The organism is Actinoplanes sp. NPDC004185, from assembly GCF_053603475.1.
Window position 1 is genome coordinate 1 of the sequence record NZ_JBSGFR010000055.1, and the last position, 17,042, is coordinate 17,042.

At 72.7% G+C, this 17,042-nt stretch carries 14 protein-coding genes; 4 read left to right on the forward strand and 10 right to left on the reverse strand.

All coding sequences use genetic code 11. The features are described from left to right. The 3 genes from ACWEOZ_RS37550 to ACWEOZ_RS37560 all read right to left on the reverse strand — a co-directional run. Positions 1–212 (reverse strand): hypothetical protein (locus ACWEOZ_RS37550; RefSeq protein ID WP_451915430.1); only part of this gene is annotated, 212 nt, incomplete at its 3' end. After that, positions 209–742, reverse strand: a complete 534-nt coding sequence (locus ACWEOZ_RS37555) for an RNA polymerase sigma factor (RefSeq protein ID WP_451915431.1) — start codon at positions 740–742, stop codon at positions 209–211. The genes ACWEOZ_RS37555 and ACWEOZ_RS37550, both read right to left, overlap by 4 nt. A gap of 114 nt (positions 743–856) precedes the next feature. Next, positions 857–2,449, reverse strand: coding sequence for a methyl-accepting chemotaxis protein (locus tag ACWEOZ_RS37560; protein ID WP_451915432.1), 1,593 nt, complete (start codon positions 2,447–2,449; stop codon positions 857–859). A gap of 184 nt (positions 2,450–2,633) precedes the next feature. Between ACWEOZ_RS37560 and ACWEOZ_RS37565 the strand changes: the two genes are divergently transcribed. Beyond that, the gene (locus ACWEOZ_RS37565) at positions 2,634–4,709 is read left to right on the forward strand and encodes a cellulose binding domain-containing protein (RefSeq protein ID WP_451915433.1); all 2,076 of its coding nucleotides are present in this window, start codon (positions 2,634–2,636) and stop codon (positions 4,707–4,709) included. 14 nt (positions 4,710–4,723) lie between these two features. Here ACWEOZ_RS37565 and ACWEOZ_RS37570 read toward each other — a convergent pair whose 3' ends face one another. Further along, positions 4,724–6,571, reverse strand: a complete 1,848-nt coding sequence (locus ACWEOZ_RS37570; RefSeq protein ID WP_451915434.1) for a diguanylate cyclase domain-containing protein — start codon at positions 6,569–6,571, stop codon at positions 4,724–4,726. A 211-nt stretch (positions 6,572–6,782) separates the two neighbouring features. Between ACWEOZ_RS37570 and ACWEOZ_RS37575 the strand changes: the two genes are divergently transcribed. After that, positions 6,783–7,286 (forward strand): hypothetical protein, encoded by a 504-nt coding sequence (locus ACWEOZ_RS37575; RefSeq protein WP_451915435.1) that lies wholly within the window; start codon positions 6,783–6,785, stop codon positions 7,284–7,286. 43 nt (positions 7,287–7,329) lie between these two features. Here the strand turns inward: ACWEOZ_RS37575 and ACWEOZ_RS37580 are convergent, their stop codons facing one another. Together ACWEOZ_RS37580 and ACWEOZ_RS37585 are read right to left on the reverse strand one after the other, a co-directional pair. Next, positions 7,330–8,691: a cellulase family glycosylhydrolase gene (locus ACWEOZ_RS37580; RefSeq protein ID WP_451915436.1), complete on the reverse strand. Its 1,362-nt coding sequence runs from the start codon at positions 8,689–8,691 to the stop codon at positions 7,330–7,332. Between the two features lie 237 nt (positions 8,692–8,928). Then, a complete protein-coding gene (locus ACWEOZ_RS37585) occupies positions 8,929–10,368 on the reverse strand; it encodes an MFS transporter (RefSeq protein ID WP_451915437.1) in 1,440 nt (479 codons plus the stop codon). A gap of 129 nt (positions 10,369–10,497) precedes the next feature. Between ACWEOZ_RS37585 and ACWEOZ_RS37590 the strand changes: the two genes are divergently transcribed. Continuing rightward, positions 10,498–11,088 (forward strand): TetR/AcrR family transcriptional regulator, encoded by a 591-nt coding sequence (locus tag ACWEOZ_RS37590; protein ID WP_451915438.1) that lies wholly within the window; start codon positions 10,498–10,500, stop codon positions 11,086–11,088. 11 nt (positions 11,089–11,099) lie between these two features. Here ACWEOZ_RS37590 and ACWEOZ_RS37595 read toward each other — a convergent pair whose 3' ends face one another. From ACWEOZ_RS37595 to ACWEOZ_RS37605, 3 genes are read right to left on the reverse strand one after another with little or no spacing between them, the layout of a single operon-like run. After that, complete coding sequence (locus ACWEOZ_RS37595) at positions 11,100–12,203, reverse strand: sugar kinase (RefSeq protein ID WP_451915439.1); 1,104 nt, start codon at positions 12,201–12,203, stop codon at positions 11,100–11,102. Positions 12,204–12,215: 12 nt separating this feature from the next. Next, on the reverse strand, positions 12,216–12,851 hold the full coding sequence (locus ACWEOZ_RS37600) for a bifunctional 4-hydroxy-2-oxoglutarate aldolase/2-dehydro-3-deoxy-phosphogluconate aldolase (protein ID WP_451915440.1): 636 nt from the start codon (positions 12,849–12,851) through the stop codon (positions 12,216–12,218). Then, positions 12,851–14,323 carry a tagaturonate reductase gene (locus ACWEOZ_RS37605; RefSeq protein WP_451915441.1) on the reverse strand — a complete coding sequence of 491 codons (1,473 nt, stop codon included), beginning with the start codon at positions 14,321–14,323 and terminating at the stop codon, positions 12,851–12,853. The genes ACWEOZ_RS37600 and ACWEOZ_RS37605 overlap by 1 nt, the downstream gene beginning before the upstream one ends. 120 nt (positions 14,324–14,443) lie before the next feature. Here ACWEOZ_RS37605 and ACWEOZ_RS37610 point away from each other — a divergent pair, with 120 nt between their 5' ends. Next, on the forward strand, positions 14,444–15,985 hold the full coding sequence (locus ACWEOZ_RS37610) for a UxaA family hydrolase (RefSeq protein WP_451915442.1): 1,542 nt from the start codon (positions 14,444–14,446) through the stop codon (positions 15,983–15,985). A 13-nt stretch (positions 15,986–15,998) separates the two neighbouring features. Here the strand turns inward: ACWEOZ_RS37610 and ACWEOZ_RS37615 are convergent, their stop codons facing one another. Then, entirely contained in the window at positions 15,999–17,003 is a 1,005-nt protein-coding gene (locus tag ACWEOZ_RS37615) for a LacI family DNA-binding transcriptional regulator (RefSeq protein ID WP_451915443.1), read from the reverse strand. Positions 17,004–17,042 lie beyond the last annotated feature (39 nt).

The window sequence follows — 17,042 nt, forward strand, 5'->3', positions numbered from 1 at the left end:
GTGCCGGTCACCGCCGCGGCCACGAGGACCAGACCGGCCGCGGCGAGCGCCCACCGGCGGGCAGGCCGCGGACGCGCGACGGTGGGCGGGGTGGCGACTTCAGTGCTCATGGTTTCCTCCAGCAGACGGGCCGTACGGTCCGGGGACAGCGGCGCGAGCCGTGCCGCCGGGTCCGCGTCCCGCAGCCGGGCGCGCAGGTCGTCGTCGGTCACGGCCGTCTCCCCTCTTCCGGTACGTCATGTCCGGCACCCTCGCCGAGCTTTCGCAGCTCCGCCCGCAGCCTGCCGCGCGTGCGGTGCAGCCGGATGCTGACGGCGTTCGGGGTGAGGCCGAGGACGGCGGCGATCTGCGCGGGGCCCAGATCCTCCCAGGCCCACAGCCGGACGATCTCGGCGTCCAGCGGGGCCAGCCGGCCGAGCGCGGTGTGCAGATGCTCGTCCGGGAGCTCGACGGGCTCGGCCACGACGGCCGCGGGCGGATCGAGAGCGACGATCCGGGCCGCCAGGCGGCCCTGGCGGCGGCGGGCCCGTTCGGCGTTGGCGAGGCAGTGCCGGGCGACACCGTACGCCCACGGCAGGTGGTCGTCCGGCACCTCGTCGAGCCGACGCCAGCAGACCAGCAGCGTCTCCGAGAGCACGTCCTGGGCGGTGTCCGGATCCGTACGGCGGGCCAGGAACCGGCGCAGCGGCTCCATCAGCAGGACCGCGAGCTCCTCGAAGCGGGCCCGCGCCTGCGTGTTCACCACGTTCACCCTGGCACATGTCCGGCACGCGGCCCGTTCTTTCACCGGCGCGCCGCGGACAGCACAGCGTCCCGGCGCGCGATGCTCACGCCGGGACGCTGTGCGTCGGGTGCCCTAGATCCGGAAGCCGCCCACCAGGGCCTGCAGCTTGCGGCTCACCTCGTCGAGCTCGTCGGCGGCGCGGCGGGACTCCTCGACCGAGGCGGTGGTGGTGCGGGCCACGTCGGCCACGTTGTTGATGTTGGCGGCGATCTGGCCCGAGGCGGACGCGGCGTCGTTGACACTGCGATTCATCTCGTTGGTCGTCGCGGTCTGCTCCTCGACGGCCGAGGCGATCGTGGTCTGGTAGTCGCTGATCTGGGTGATCACAGCGGTGACCTCGGCGATCGCGGCGACCGCGCTGGTGGTGTCGGCCTGGATGGCCTCGACCCGGCGGGAGATGTCCTCGGTGGCCCGGGCGGTCTCCTGGGACAGCTCCTTGACCTCGCCGGCCACCACCGCGAAGCCCTTGCCGGCCTCGCCGGCCCGGGCGGCCTCGATGGTCGCGTTGAGGGCCAGCAGGTTGGTCTGCTGGGCGATGGTGGTGATGGCCTTGACCACGTCGCCGATCATGCGGCTGGAGTCGCCGAGCCGGGACACGGTGTCGGTGGTGACCCGGACGGTGTCGACCGCCCGGGCCGCGACGGTGGCGGCCTCGTTGGCGTTGTGCGAGATCTCGCGGATCGAGGAGCCCATCTCCTCCGAGCCGGCCGCGACGGTCTGCACGTTGCGGGAGACCTCCTGGGCCGCGTCGGCCACGACGTTGGCCTGCGCCGAGGACTCCTCCGCGCCCTTGGCGATCTGGCCGGACAACGCGCCGATGCGGTGGCTGGTCTGCGCCAGGCCCTGGGCGCTGCGGCCGAACTCGGTGATGACGGTGCTGATCGCGTCCAGCGCCGTGTTCACCGAGCGGCCCATCTGGCCGACCTCGTCGGCCGAGCGCACGTCCACCCGCCGGGTCAGGTCGCCGTCGGCCACCGCGACGAGCACGTCCGCGGCCTGGGCCAGGGGACGGGTGATGCCGCGGGTGATCCGCCAGGCGACCAGCGCCGCGATCAGCGCGGCCAGCAGCAGGCCGATCACCATGATGGTCATGAAACCGTCGGCGATCTGCCGGGCCTGGGCCGTCTCGGCCTTGTTCATCGCCTCCTCGAGGTCGATGAACACATTGATGGCCGCGAGCCACTCGATGAAGGCCGGCCTGGCCTGCGTGGTGAGCACGACGTAGGCCTGCTCGTTGTTTCCGGCCCGGCGCAGGTCGACGACCTGGCTGATCAGCGGCAGCGTCCTGGCCTGGATGCGGTTGATCTCGGCGAGCGCCTGCTTCTCCTCGGCGCTGACGCGGGCCCCGTCGGCGAACATGGCGGCCATCTTGACCGCGGACTCGTCGTACTTGGTGGTCAGCTTGGCGATGATGTCGACCTCGGTCTGCACCTCGGCCCCGGTACGGGCGAGCACCACGTCCCGGACGGCGATCGCGCGGTCGTGCACGCTGCCCCGGAAGTTGATGGCATACCGCTGCTTCACCCCGTTGAGATCGTTGACGACGGTCAGCCGATCGTTGATCTTGTTGACCTCGTTGACGCCGATGACCGTCAGCACCACCATGCCGATGATCACCACGAGGAAGCCGGCGCCGAGCCGGAGCCCGACCCTGAGGTTCGACATCTTCAACCGAATCACCTGTCCGCCGTGGAAGCCCCCGGATGGGCTCGGCTGACTGTTCGACTGACGTGTGCCGAATGTGAGGATTTTCCAGGCCCCTGACGGCATCGCGGAAGATTGACACCGATCGTTGCACCAGTGAGGATGGGAGCGCTCCCAAAACTCGCTGTCCTCCGATCGGAGAGCCATGCCGTCCGCGATCTTCCACCGGGTCGCGCGGGGCGCGCTGCTGCTCGGCGCCGGTGCGCTGTGCGGTCTCGCCGCGCCCACCGCCTCCACCGCAGCGCCCGCCGCCGCGCCCGCTCCCGTCGCCGTGACCGTGAACGCCCAGGCGGGCCTGGCCACCGTTCCGGACACAGCCCTGGGCGTCAACGACGCCATCTGGGACACCAACCTGGGCACCGCCGGGACCACCGGCCTGCTCAAGTCCGCCGGCGTGCAGATGCTGCGCTACCCCGGCGGCTCGTACGCCGACATCTACCACTGGCGCGACCACACCGCGCCCGGCGGCTACGTCGCCCCGGACACCGACTTCGACACGTTCATGGCCTCGGCCGGGCGGATCGGTGCCGAGCCGATGATCATCGCGAACTACGGCACCGGGACGGCACAGGAGGCCGCGGACTGGGTGCGCTACGCCAAGGACAAGGGCTACCGGGCCAGATACTGGACGATCGGGAACGAGAACTACGGCAACGGCCACTACGGCGAGCCGTGGGAGGCCGACAACCACGCCGACAAGAGCCCGGCCGCGTACGCGGCGGGGGTGGTCGCGTTCGCCGAGGCGATGCGGGCCGTCGACCCGGACGTCAAGATCGGCGCGGTGCTCACGACGCCGGGCAACTGGCCCGACGGTCTGGTCGGCGCGGGCGACGCCGGCACCTGGAACCAGGAGGTGCTCACCCGCGCCGGTGCGCACATCGACTTCGTGGACGTGCACTGGTATCCCGGCGGGGGCACGGCGGCCGAGGCGCTCACCAGGACGAGCCACGTCGACGACGCCATGTACCTGCTGCGCCGGCAGATCGACCAGTACGCCGGCAGCAACGCCGGCCGGATCCGGGTCAGCCTGACCGAGATGAACGTCGGCGTGGGACAGAACACCCAGCCCGGCGCCCTGTTCCTCGCCGACGCGTACAGCGACCTGCTGGAGAACGGCGTCTTCACGGTGCAGTGGTGGAACGTCCACAACGGCATCGGCAATGTGACGACCGTCGCCGGGCAGCGCGACTACGGCGACTTCGGCCTGCTCTCCTCCGGCAACTGCGCGTCCGACGGGTCGGTGTGCGAGCCGGCGCTGAACACGCCGTTCGCGCCGTACCACGCGCTGAAACTGATGAGTTCCTTCGTGCACCCGGGCGACCAGCTCGTCCGGGCCGGCTCCGACGATCCGCTCGTCGCCGCGCACGCCGCCCGCCGGCCCAACGGCGACCTGCAGGTGCTGCTGGTCAACCGGGACCCCGACCACGAGCGGACGGCCACCCTGGACTACCGGGGCTACAGCCCGGGTACCGGCACCGCGCCGACCGTCATCTCGCTCGGCAACGGCGCCGGGGCGCTCGAGACCGCCGAGCGGGGAAGTGCGACTGAGCAGACGCTGCCGCCGTACTCGCTCACGCTGGTGACCCTGCACCCGGCCCGGACCGCCGCCGGGGCCCCCGGAGCACCCGGCGCGCCCGTCGCCGGGGCCGTCACCGACCGCACCGCGACGATCTCCTGGCCCGCGGCGCAGCCGGGCCGCGACCCGATCGCCAAGTACGAGGTGTACCGGGCCAACGGCGCCGTCAGCGAGCAGCTCGGCGAGACCTCGGGCACGTCCTTCACCGCCCGCAACCTCACGCCCGGCACCCGCTACACCGTCAACGTGCTGGCCCGGGACACCGCGGGCCGCGTGTCGTGGTCGTCCCTGCCGCTGACCGTCACCACCACCGCACCGGCGAGCAGCAGCTGCACGGTCAAGTTCAGCGACACCAACGACTGGGGCAACGGCTTCGTCGGCGCTGTCGAGGTCACCAACAACGGGCCCGCCCCGGTCACCGGCTGGACGCTGACCTTCACCTGGCCCACCGGCTGGCAGAGTGTGCAGAGCGGCTGGAGCGCCACCTGGACCCAGACCGGCCGCGACGTCCGGGTCACCAGCGACGCGGGCGCCACGCTAGCCGCCGGCGCCACGGCCACCGCCGGGTTCGTCGGTGCCTACAGCGGACCGAACGTGCTGCCGGGGGTGTTCGCCCTCAACGGCACGGTGTGCAGCACCGGCTGAGCCACTCCCGGCGGTCAGCGCCGCCGGGCGGTCGACTTCTCGCGGTACATCGCCGCGTCGGCCTCCCGGAGCAGGTGGTCGGGGTCGGCCGAGCCGTCGGTGGACAGCGCGACGCCGATGCTCAGGCCGACCTCGACCGGGCACCCGTCGATGAGGAACGGCTCGGTGATCGCGGCCGTGATCGCGTCGCGGACCCGCTCGTGGCCGTCGCGGGTGGCGAAGCCGTCGAGCAGCACGACGAACTCGTCACCGCCGAGCCGGGCGACGGTGTCGGACTGGCGCACCAGCCCGGTCAGGCGGCGGGCGACCTCCACCAGCAGGACGTCGCCCGCCGCGTGACCGAGGGAGTCGTTGACGGCCTTGAACCCGTCCAGGTCGAGCAGCAGGACTGCGAAGCGGTGGCCGGGCTGCCGGGCGGCGCGCAGGCCGGCCTGCTGGAGGCGGTCGGCCAGCAGCACCCGGTTGGGCAGGCCGGTGAGGTGGTCGTGCAGGGCGGCGTTGCGCAGCCGCTCCTCCTGGTCCCGCAGGGATGCCACCATCGCGTCCCGGTCGAGGGCGGCGGCCAGCAGGGCACCGGCCTGGTTCATCATCTCGCGGCCCGGCGGCGTGCTGGCCTGGATCCGGCCGACCGCCGCCAGCGCGCCCCAGTCCCGCGACGCGCTGCGCACCGGCACGACGAACACGATGTCGCCGGCCGGGCCGTCCGCCAGCGTGAACAACCCGGGCGGCGGGAACGCGCTCACCGGCCCGGATCGTGGACCGCCACCTGCCCGGAACTCCCCCACGATCTCCAGGAGCGGGTCGTCACCGCGCGGCTCGCCGTCGCCGCGCCACAGACCGAGGCATCCGCCGACCGCCGGGGTGCTCTCCATCCAGGCCAGGCCGCGCGGGTCCTTCTCGTGCGCGCCCAGCAGCTCGATGCCGAGCTCGTACTGCACGTTCAGCGTGGCCTGCAGGTAGCGGACGTCGGCGAAGAGCTCCCGGGTCCGCGACTCCGACACCGGCAGCCCGCGGCTCGGACAGCCGCACGAGTCCCGCTGCACGAAGGTGGTGGGCACGAGCCGTACGGCGGCCGGCAGCCGCGGATCCGCCGCCAGCTCGCGGGCCAGGGCGTGCACGGCCGCGCCCAGCGCGTCCAGCGGCTGGCGCACTGTGGACAGGCTAGGCCGCAGGTAGGTCGCGTCGGCGATGTCGTCGAAGCCCACGACGGCCAGGTCGCCGGGGACCGCGTAGCCGGCCTGGGCCAGCCGGCGGATGAGGCCGATGGCGTTGCGGTCGGTACCCGTCACGACGGCTGTCGCCGGCATGCCGGCCCGGATCAGGGCGTCGGCGACGAACTCGCCGCCGGTCTCGTGATTGTCGTTGAGCGCGAACACCAGCTCAGGCCGCGGCGTGAGCTGGTGGGCCAGCAGTTCCTCGCGGTAGCCCTCGTACCGTTCCCGGACGTCGAAGTGGGTCAGGTTGCCGGCGAAGGCGATGCGTTCGTGGCCGTGCCCGGCCAGGTGCGCGACGGCCTCGCGGACCCCGCTGCGGCTGTCGGCCAGCACGGACGAGCAGTCGCTGTCCGACACCTCGTGCCCGACCAGGACCACCGGCTTGCCGGCCGCCCGCGCGGCCCGGGCGTAGGCCGCGTCCACCGCGCCGGGCAGCACGATGAGGCCGGCCAGGTGCTGCCACGCCACCGGCCGGCGGAAGTCCGGCAGGCCGCTGCGGTCGGCGCTGTAGGAACCCGGATCCAGCGTCTGGACAGCCATGACCCGGTCGCCGGCGGCCACGGCGGCGCTGTTGACGCCGGCGATGATCGCGCCGTAGTAATCGCCGCCCACGAACGGCGAGAGGATGCCGAAGGTACGGTTCGTCACGACAACGGCACGCCCTGTACTGCTCGCATGTCGCCATCGTCTCCCGAGTACGCCCGCCGGGAGGCGACATCCGGTGATTCTTCCCCCGGGCACACCGGGCTGATGGAATAGAAGGGCGTCTCTAGACGAGGACAGCAGCGCGACGTATCGTGCAGAGCGCGATGGGAGCGCTCCCACGTTCCCGCATCCCCGATCAGCAGGAGGTTCCCCGATGCGCCAGGCCGTGCAGGCGATCTTTCTAAGCGGCGTGCTGCTCTCCGCGGCTGCCTGCGGCACCGCCACCAATCCCGCGCCCGGCGAGGCCGGCGTGGGCATCGGTACGGCCTCGGCGCCGCCCGCGGCCCAGCGCAGTGCGGAAGCCTCGACGAGGTCCGGGTGCGAAGCTCTCGGCCGGGTCTACAGCCGGCACATGGCGCCGTTCGCCCAGGCCCTCACCGAGCTGGCCGACGCCCGCAAGACCGCCGGCGACGACAAGAAGAACGAGCAGGAAGTCAAGCAGGCGCTGACCGCGTTCGCGACAGCCATCAGCAGCGCCACCGCGGAGAGCACCGATCCGGAGCTGCGCACCGCCGGTAAGCAGACCGCGGACAAGCTGAAGGCCAAGGCCGCCGACGCCAAGAGCTTCAGCGCGGTCAAGACCACCCAGGACGTCAACACGACGCTCGGCTCCACGCTCAAGGACTGGCTCTCCCCGCTCGACCAGCAGTGCTCCTGACCGCGGCCGGGCGCCGTGACGGCGCCCGGCCCGGCCCTGGTCATCAGGTCGCGGAGCAGGTCACAGCCGGTACGCCGTTGGTGCCGGCCCACGAGCCGAGGAAGCCGAAGGTCGTGGAGGCACCGGCGGCCAGGCTCCCGTTGTAGGACGCGTTGCGAGCGGTCACGGTGGAGCCGCTGCTGGTCACGGTCGCGCTCCACGCCTGGGTGACCGTCTGGCCGTCAGGGAACGCGAGGGTGACGGTCCAGCCCCGCACCGCGGCGGTCCCGGCGGTCACCTTGACCTCACCCTGGAAGCCGCCGGTCCACTGCCCGGTCACGGCGTACGCCGCCGCGCAACCGGCCGGGGCCGGCGGGGCACTCGTCGGCGGGTTGCTGCTCGGCGGGGTGCTGGCCGGCGGCGTACTGGCCGGCGGGGTCGTCGTTCCGCCGCCGAAGATCGCGGCCTCCTTGGCGGTGGCCTTGATGCCGTTGGGCCCGTTGAAGACGCGCTCGCCGAAGGTGGTCAGCTGGTCCGGGTCGAACCCGACGGTCATGTCGAGGACCGGGTCGTTGTTGCCGGCCCACGACCAGCCCAGGTAGCCGAGGTTCCGCTTGACCGCCTCGGCCATCAGGGTCTGGTCGTCCACCTCGCCCGGGGCGAACTGCCAGCCGAACTCGCCGATGACCAGCGGCCAGCCCTTGGCCTGGAAGGTGTCCAGGTAGGAGGTGATGGACGCGGCTGTGTTGAAGACGGCGTACATGTGGATGGAGAGCACGGTGTTGTGCTGGGTGTCGGCGTCCAGCACGGTCTGCGCGTTGTCCCGCATGGTGTAGGTCCAGTCCTGACCCCAGTTCGGCGCGTCGACCATCAGCAGGTGCTGGAAGCCGTTGCTGCGCATCTTCCGGACGGCCGCGCCCGTCGCGCTGGTCCACTGGCCGGGGTCGGTGTTGCCGATCGGCTCGTTGCCGATGTTGATGGCGATGTAGTCCTCCTGGCCGGCCAGCACGCTCTTGAGGCCGATCCAGTAGTCGGCCGCCTGATCCAGCGTGTACGCGGCAGCGTCCTCGCCGTAGCCGGTGGTGTCGTGGTCCTCCAGGACGCAGATGAGCCGGTTCTGCTTGCAGAGCGAGATCACCTTGGCCACGTCAGCGGCGCTGTTGGCCGTCCAGCGGCCGCCGCTGAGCACGACCCGTACGGTGTTGGCGCCCTTGGCCTTGATGTCGGCGAACGAGCCGGTCTCGTCGGTGAACCAGGTGTGCTCGTGGTTGACGCCGCGCATGACGAACGGCTGCCCGCCCGCCTCGACGATGGTGCGGCCGCTGATGTGCAGGCCGGTGGCCGCGTACGCGGGGTCGACGGAGAACAGGACGGAGGCGGCGGCGGCGAGCACCGCGGCGCCGAGGGTGGCGAGTCGTCTTCTCATGACCTACCTCAGATCGGGGGCCCTCGTCGGCACAACGCGTCCACCCAGGACGCCACGGCACGGCGGGCACGGGGAAAGGTGCCGGCCGTCCGGGCCAAACGCTGTGACGAGGTGTCAACACGCTACGACGCGCTCTCCCCCGACCACAATGGGAGCGCTCCCATATATTGAGTTTTATCCATATGACGAGCACAACCGAGCCGCGGCCACCACCGTCGTAGCCGCGGCTCGGGCCGGTCAGCTCCCGGCCGCGGCCCGGCGGCGCGTCGAGGGCAGAGCGAGCGAGGCGACGACCGCCAGCACCGCCACGCCCGCGCAGACCCAGAAGCCGTAGGTGAACGCGTCGTCCGTGGGCAGGCCCTGCGGCGTGCTGTGCGACGAGATGACGGCCGCGACGACCGCCGTGCCGATGCTGCTGCCGATGGTCCGGGCGATCGTGTTGACGCCGGTGGCCTCACCGGTCTGGGCGGCCGGCACACTCTCGATGATGGCGTTGGACATCGCCGCGAACGCGAAACCGATGCCCGCGCCGGTGAGCACCCCGGAGGCCAGCACCTGCCAGATCGCGCCGTGGCCGAGGGCGGGCAGCGTGAACGCGGTGACCACCAGGACGGCGCCGAGGAACATCGGCACCTTGGGGCCGTAGCGGCGGTCCAGCAGGCCGGCCAGCGGACCGAAGACGACCATCATCAGCACGGTCGGCAGCAGGAACAGCCCGGCCTGCGAGACCGACTTGCCGAAGCCGTAGCCGGTCGCCGCGGGCAGCTGGAGCAGCGTTGGGACCAGCAGGAACGTGCCGAACATGGCGAAGCCGAGGATGAGCGCGACCAGGTCGGTGGCCCACACGCCGCGTACCCGCATCAGGCGCATGTCGATGAGCGGCTCCCGGACCCGCAGCTCGACCAGGACGAAGGCGACCAGGGCGACCACGCCGAGGACCAGCAGGCCGACGGTCCTGGCCTCGCCCCAGCCCCAGGCCTGGCCCTTGCTGATCGCCAGCAGCAGCGACACCAGCGCCACCGACAGGATGCCGGCGCCGAGCACGTCGAGACGCCCGGGGGTGCGCACCGGCGACTCCTTGATGCCGAAGATCGACCCGAGCAGCGCGATGACGACCAGGACCAGCGGCAGCCAGAACAGCCAGTGCCAGGACAGGTGCTCGACGATCGGGCCCGCGGCCACGATGCCGACCCCGGCGCCGACCCCGAAGATCGCCGACAGCAGACCGACCGTGACGCCGACCCTCTCCCGCGGCAACTCGTCGCGGACGATGCCGATCGACAGCGGCAGGATCGCACCCGCCGCGCCCTGCAGGGCGCGGGCGACGATCAGCACGATCAGGTTGGGCGCGAGCGCGGCCAGCAAGGTGCCGCCGGCCAGGATGGCGAGCACGGCGATCAGGACGCGGCGCTTGCCGACCATGTCGCCGAGGCGGCCGAGGATCGGCGTCAGCACCGACGCGGAGAGCAGGTACGCCGTGATCACCCAGCTGGCGTCCCCGGTGGCGACATCCAGCTCGCGCCCGATCGTCGACAACGCCGGCGCCACCAGCGACTGGAGCACCGCGAAGGCCAGGCCGCCGAGCGACAGGTAGAGCACCAGCAGGGTGTTGCCGGCACTGCGGCCTGCACCCGCGGTGGAACCCGCGCGGCGCGGCTGCTCGATGGTCTGCGTCATGAGAACCCCGGAACCTAGATGTAAACAGTTGCTGACTTAACCCAGTATCGACGGCGGGACGGCAAAGTCAACGGATGTTTACGTCACACCCCGGCGGCCGTTACGCTGGTGACGCCACGGAAGGAAGCCATGACGACACGTACGCCCGTACCCCGCCGCCGCGACGCCGCGGGCACCCGGCAGCTCCTGCTCGACGCCGCCCGGCGCCGCTTCGCGGCCGATGGCTATGCCGCCACCACCGTGCGCGAGATCGCCGACGAGGCCGGGGTCAACGTCGCCCTGATCAACCGCTACTTCTCGTCCAAGGAGGGCCTGTTCGAGGCCTGCCTGACCGGCGCCGTCGATGAGCTCGGCCGTACGGTCGCGGCGGACGTGACCCTCGACGAGGTGCCGCACGCCATCGCCCGCCAGCTCGCCGGCCCGCACGTCGGCAAGCACCCCAGCCTGCTGGTGCTGCTTTTGCGCTCCTCCGGCGACGAACGCGCCGACGACATCCGGCGGGGCATCCTGCGCTCCTTCGCCGAGAGCCTCGCCACGGCCGCCGGGCGGCCACCGGGCGACGACAAGCTGCTGCTGCGCGCGCAGATCGCCCTGGCGGCCGCGCTGGGCATCGCCCTGCTGCGGTCCACGGCGACGATGGAACCGCTGGCCTCGGCGGGTGAGCAGGAGCTCCTCGAGCCCCTGCAGGATCTGATCTCCGGGCTGCTGACGCAGCGCTGACCGCGGGCCGGTCAGCGCTGGACGCGGGCGCCTCCGCCGGCCGCCAGGGCCAGCACCTCCGCCTTGCCGGCCATCGACGTGTCCCCCGGCGTCGTCATCGCCAGGGCGCCGTGCGCGGCACCGTACTCGACCGCTTCCGCCAGCGACGCGCCCTCCAGGATGCCGTAGATCAGGCCGGCCGCGAAGGAGTCGCCGCCGCCGACGCGGTCCAGGACCTCGAGGTCCGGGCGGTGCGTCGACTCGATCACGCCGGTCGGCCCGGACCAGGCCAGCGCACCCCAGTCGTTACGGGTGGCCGTGCGGACGCCGCGCAGGGTCGTCGCGATGACGCGCAGGCGGGGGTACTCGGCCGCCACCTTGCTGATCATCTGGGCGAACGACGCCGTACGCAGGTCTCGCAGATTATCGTCGACGCCTTCGACCGCGAAGCCGAGGCAGGCGGTGAAGTCCTCCTCGTTGCCGATCATCACGTCGACGTGCGGGGCGATGCCGGCGTTGACCTCGCGGGCCCGGGCGGTGCCGCCGACCGCTCTCCACAGGCTCGGGCGGTAGTTGAGATCGTAGGAGACCACGGTGCCGTGGCGGCGGGCTGCGTGCACCGCGGCCAGGGTGGTCTCGGCGGCGGTGTCGGACAGGGCGGCGAAGATGCCGCCGGTGTGCAGCCAGCGGACGCCGGCCTCGCCGAACAGGTGATCCCAGTCGACGTCCTGCGCCCGCAGCTGCGACGCGGCAGTGTGCCCCCGGTCCGAGACCCCGACAGCTCCGCGTACGCCGAAACCCCGCTCGGTGAAGTTGAGCCCGTTGCGCACCGCCCGGCCCACCCCGTCGTACGGGATCCATCGCACGAAGCTGGTGTCGACCCCGCCGGTGAGCATGCAGTCCTCGACGAGCCGGCCCACCTCGTTGTCGGCCAGCGCGGTGACGATCGCGGTGCGCAGCCCGAAGACGCGCCGCAGCCCCCGGGCGACGTTGTACTCACCGCCGCCTTCCGAGGCGCGGAAGGAGCGGGCCGTGCGCACGCGTCCCTCCCCCGGGTCGAGGCGCAGCATCACCTCGCCGAGGCTGACGGCGTCGAAGCGGCAGGAGTCGGCGGGCCTGAGCGGCAGAACCGGCATGGTGGACCTCTCTCAACGTCCGCGGGTGGCGGCGACGGCCTGACTGGTCAGCTCACGGACCCGGGCGAAGTCACCGGCGCGGATCGCGGCGCGCGGCACCATCCAGGAGCCGCCGACGGCCAGCACGGCGGGCAGCGCGAGGTAGTCGGCGACGTTGCCGGCGTCGATGCCGCCGGTGGGCACGAACCGCATGTCCGCGAAGGGCGCGGCCAGTGCGGCCACGGCAGCCGGGCCGCCCGAGGTGGCGGCCGGGAAGAACTTGACGACCTCCAGGCCGAGCTCGATGGCCGCCTGGACCTCGGTCGCGGTCACCGCACCGGGCAGCACCGGTACGCCGATCGCCTGGCAGCGCTCGACCACGGCCCGGGACAGCCCGGGCGAGACGACGTACCGGGCGCCGGCCTCGACGGCCAGGTCCACCTGCTGCGGGGTCAGCACCGTGCCGGCGCCGACGAGCAGCCCGCCGTGCCCGGCCAGCTCCTGGATGCCCTTGAGGGCCTCGGGAGTGCGCAGCGTGACCTCGGCGACGGGCAGCCCGCCGTCGACCAGCGCCTGGCCCAGCGGCCGGGCGGCGGCCGGGTCGTCGAGCACCACCACCGGTACGAGCGCGTGGTCGGCCAGCTGTTGCCAGGTCTCGTGCACGGTCATCACTCCTGGTCGGACACGGGTGTGGGAGTCAGCAGTTCGGTCAGGACCTGCGCGGGGCCACCGGCGACGAGCGCCCGCAGCGGTACGGCGGTCTCGGCGGCCAGCCGCGTCACCTGCGCCTGGTCGAGTGTTGCGCGCCAGCCGAGCGCCGGGAGGAGCTCGGCCAGCCAGGGCTCCGGATCGCCGGCCGGGAAGCTGTCCCGGATCCGGGACAGCACCGCCTGGTCGTCGTCGCGGACCGGCAGGTCGCCCAGCACCCCGGCGTAGCCGGCCAGCAGGCAGGCCAGCGCGAAGACGCTGAGCGGGGCCTCGCGCCCGGCGCGCCAGGCGTCGAGGACCACGGGCAGATTCCGGGTCCGCCACTTGGCGACCGCGTTGAGCGCGATGTCGGCCAGCTCGTGCCGCAGCACGGGATTGCGGAACCGGTCGAGGATCGCGGCGGCGAACCGGGTCAGCTCGGCCCGGTCGCCGGGCAGGGTCGGCAGCACCTCGCACTCGACCAGCTGCCGGACGTACGCGCCGGCGAGCGGGTGCGCGGTGGCCTCCAGGACCGTGCGGCAACCCAGCAGCGGGCCCACCGCCGCCATCGCGGTGTGCGCGCCGTTGAGCACGCGGACCTTCTTCTCCCGGTACGGCCGGATGTCGGTGAGGAACTCGACGGGCTGGCCGGCCCGGTCCAGCGGGAACTCCTCGCGGATGGCGGGGTCGCCGGCGATCGCCCAGTGCCCGTAGGACTCGCCGCGGACGATGAGCCGGTCGTCGTACCCCAGGCTCTGCCGGAGCTCGGCCGCCTCGGCCGCGGGCAGTCCCGGCACGATCCGGTCGACGATGGTGTCGTAGAACCGGCAGTGCTCGGCGACCCACCGGGCGAAGCCGGGATCGGTGCTCGCCCGGGCGGCGTGCCGGAGCACCATCGCCCGCAGGGTGCTGCCGTTGTCCTCGTTGAGCTCGCAGGGCAGGAACGAGAGCCCCCGGGCGGGGTCGCCGCCGAAGTGACGCCACCGCTCGTGCAGCAGCGCGGTCATCTTCGCCGGGAACGACGCCGGTGGCGACGCGGTGAGATCGTCGCCGTCGATGAACGCGATGCCCGCCTCGGTGGTGTTGGAGACGACGAACCGCAGCTCCTCGCCGCGGGCCAGCACGCGGCAGCGGTCCCAGTCGGTGTAGGCGTGGACGACCTCGCGGACCGCGGTGACCAGCGTGGTCTCCGTGCTTCCGGAGCCCTCGAGGACGACGTGGAACAGGCCGTCCTGCTCGGCCAGGCGCGGGGTCACCTGCTCGGGCCGGGGCGTCACCTTCAGCACCGCGATCCCGTGGTGGAGCACGCCGGCCTCGTTCGCCCGGTGCACCATCAGGTCGACGAACGCGCGGATGAAGTTGCCGGCCCCGATCTGCAGGATCCGCACGGGCAGCTCCGCGCGGGCCACGCCGGCGCTGCTCAGGGGGCGCAGGTCTGGCCTCGCCTGGGTCACGTGGCTCCTCTCCGGGGACCGGCACCGACGTCGCCGCCCGTGGACGACACATCGACTGCGTGCGATGATACAGAGTGAAAACGTTCCCGCAACTTTCCATTCGCGGCGAGGATGCACCTCATGGCTGACCCGGAACCCGCCCCCCTCACCGAGCACGCCCTGCTGCTGGGCCCCGACGACGACGTGGCGGTGGCGTTGCGCGACCTCCCGCCCGGCCTGGTGCTGCGCCACGGTGAGCGGCGGCTGACTGTCGCGGCGGCGGTGCCGCAGGGGCACAAGGTCGCGCTGCGGGAGCTGCCGCCGGGCACCCGGGTGCACAAGTACGGCCAGACCATCGGCCGCACCACCGGCGAGGTCCGCGCCGGCGACCACGTGCACGCCCACAATCTGGCGATGGACTCGGTGGACCACACCTACGAGTTCGGCACCGGCCGTGTGGCGATCCCGCCGGCCACCGAGCGGCTCACCTTCGAAGGGTTCGTCCGGGCGGACGGCTCGGTCGGCACCCGCAACTACGTCGGCATCGTGACCTCGGTCAACTGTGCCGCCTCGACGGCCCGGATGATCGCCGACCAGTTCCGCGGCCTCGCGATGGACGCGTTCCCCGGGGTCGACGGCGTGGTCGCGCTCACCCACGATTCAGGCTGCGGCCTGGTGCCCGCCAGCGACGGCGGCCGGCTGCTCCAGCGCACCCTGCGCGGGTACGCCGGGCACCCGAACATCGGCGCGATCCTGGTGCTGGGCCTGGGCTGCGAGATGATCGGCGTCGACAGCGTCACCGACGGCGCGCTCCCCGCCGACACCCTGATCGAGCAGCTGGTCATCCAGGACCAGGGCGGTATCCGGGCCACGGTCCGGGCCGGGGTCACCGCGGTACGGGGCCTGCTGGAGCAGGTGGCGCAACGGCGGCGGCAGACCGTGCCGGCGTCGAAGCTGGTGCTCGGGCTCAACTGCGGCGGCTCGGACGGGTATTCGGGGATCACCGCGAACCCGGCGCTGGGCCGTACCTCCGATCTGCTGGTCGCTCAGGGAGCGACCACCGTCCTGGCCGAGACCCCCGAGGTCTTCGGCGCCGAGCACCTGCTGACCCGGCGGGCGGTCAGCCGGGAGGTCGGGCAGCGGCTGCTCGACCGGATCGCCTGGTGGCACGGGTACGTGCAGGCCGGCGGGGGCACGCTGGACAACAACCCGTCACCGGGCAACAAGGCCGGCGGCCTCACCACGATCCTGGAGAAGTCGCTGGGCGCGGTGGCCAAGGGCGGCACCGCCGAGCTCGTGGCGGTCTACGAGTACGCCGAGCGGGTGACCGCCTCCGGCTTCACCTTCATGGACACCCCGGGCTACGACCCGGTCTCGGTCACCGGCCTGGTCGCCGGGGGCGCGAACGTCGTCTGCTTCACCACCGGGCGGGGCTCGGTGCTCGGCACCAAGCCGGTGCCGTGCATCAAGATCGCGACGAACACGACGATGTTCGAGCGGATGCGCGACGACATGGACCTCGACGCGGGCGGCATCGCCGACGGCACCGCGACCATCGAGGGCCTCGGCGACGAGATCCTGCGGACCGTTCTCGCGGTGGCGTCCGGCCGGCCCACGGTCAGCGAGGAGCTGGACCTGGGCCGCGACGAGTTCGTGCCGTGGCAGCTCGGCGCCGTGACCTGACCTGACCGGGCCGTCAGGCCGGGACCACCCCGGAGGAGTCACGCACGGCCAGGCTGGTGGCCAGGGTGATCTCCGGCTCGCGGGCGGAGCCGGCCGGCCGGCCCGACCCGTCGGCGCCGCCGATGCGGCGCAGCAGCAGCTCCAGGGCGGCCACCCCGGCCCGGCCCTTGGGCACGGTCACCGTGGTCAGCGGCGGGTGGCTCATCATGGCCATGCTGATGTCGTCGTAGCCGACCACGCTCATCCGTTGCGGCACCGCGACCCCGCGGGCGGCGAGGCGGTGCAACAGGCCCATGGCGACCAGGTCGTTGTAGGCCAGCACCGCGGTGGCCGGACCGGCCAGCACGAGGTCACCGGCGAGCACCCCGCCCTGGAACGTGGGCGCCACCGAACCGACCCGCAGGATCTCGGTGTCGTCACCGGCGGTGATCCCGGCCAGCGCCGACAGCCGCTGCTGCCCGGCCCACGAGTCCTCCGGGCCGGCGACGAAGGCGATGCACCGGTGCCCGAGGGCCCGCAGATGCCCGATGGCCTGCCGGGTGCCATCGGCGATGTCGGCCACCACGGACAGCATGCCGGGCACCCGGCGGTGCACCAGCACCGTCGACGCCGGGTCGGCCACCTCCAGCAGCTCGGCGTCGCCGGCCCGCGGGGAGCAGAGCAGGACCCCGTCGGTGTTGCGGCCCAGCGTGGCGATCGCCTCCAGCTCGGCCGCGACGTCCTCGTCGGTGTCGCTGATGAACACGCCGCAGTTGACCGACCGGGCCCGGGCCGTCACGCCCTTGGCCACGTCGGCGAAGAACGGGTTGCGCAGGTCGGGCACGATCAGGCCGAGGTTGCCGGTGCGGCCGGTGATGAGCCCCTGGGCCGCGCGGTTGGGCCGGTAGCCGAGGCGTTCGGCCGCCGCCAGCACCGCCTCGCGGGTCGCGGGGCTGACCCGGCCGCCGGTGAGCGCCCGCGACACCGTGGAGACCGAGACCCCGGCCGCGCGCGCGACGTCATGCACGGTGGTGCGCACGCGTGCCTCTCCCTCGCTGCCGGCCATTGCTGGCGCCAG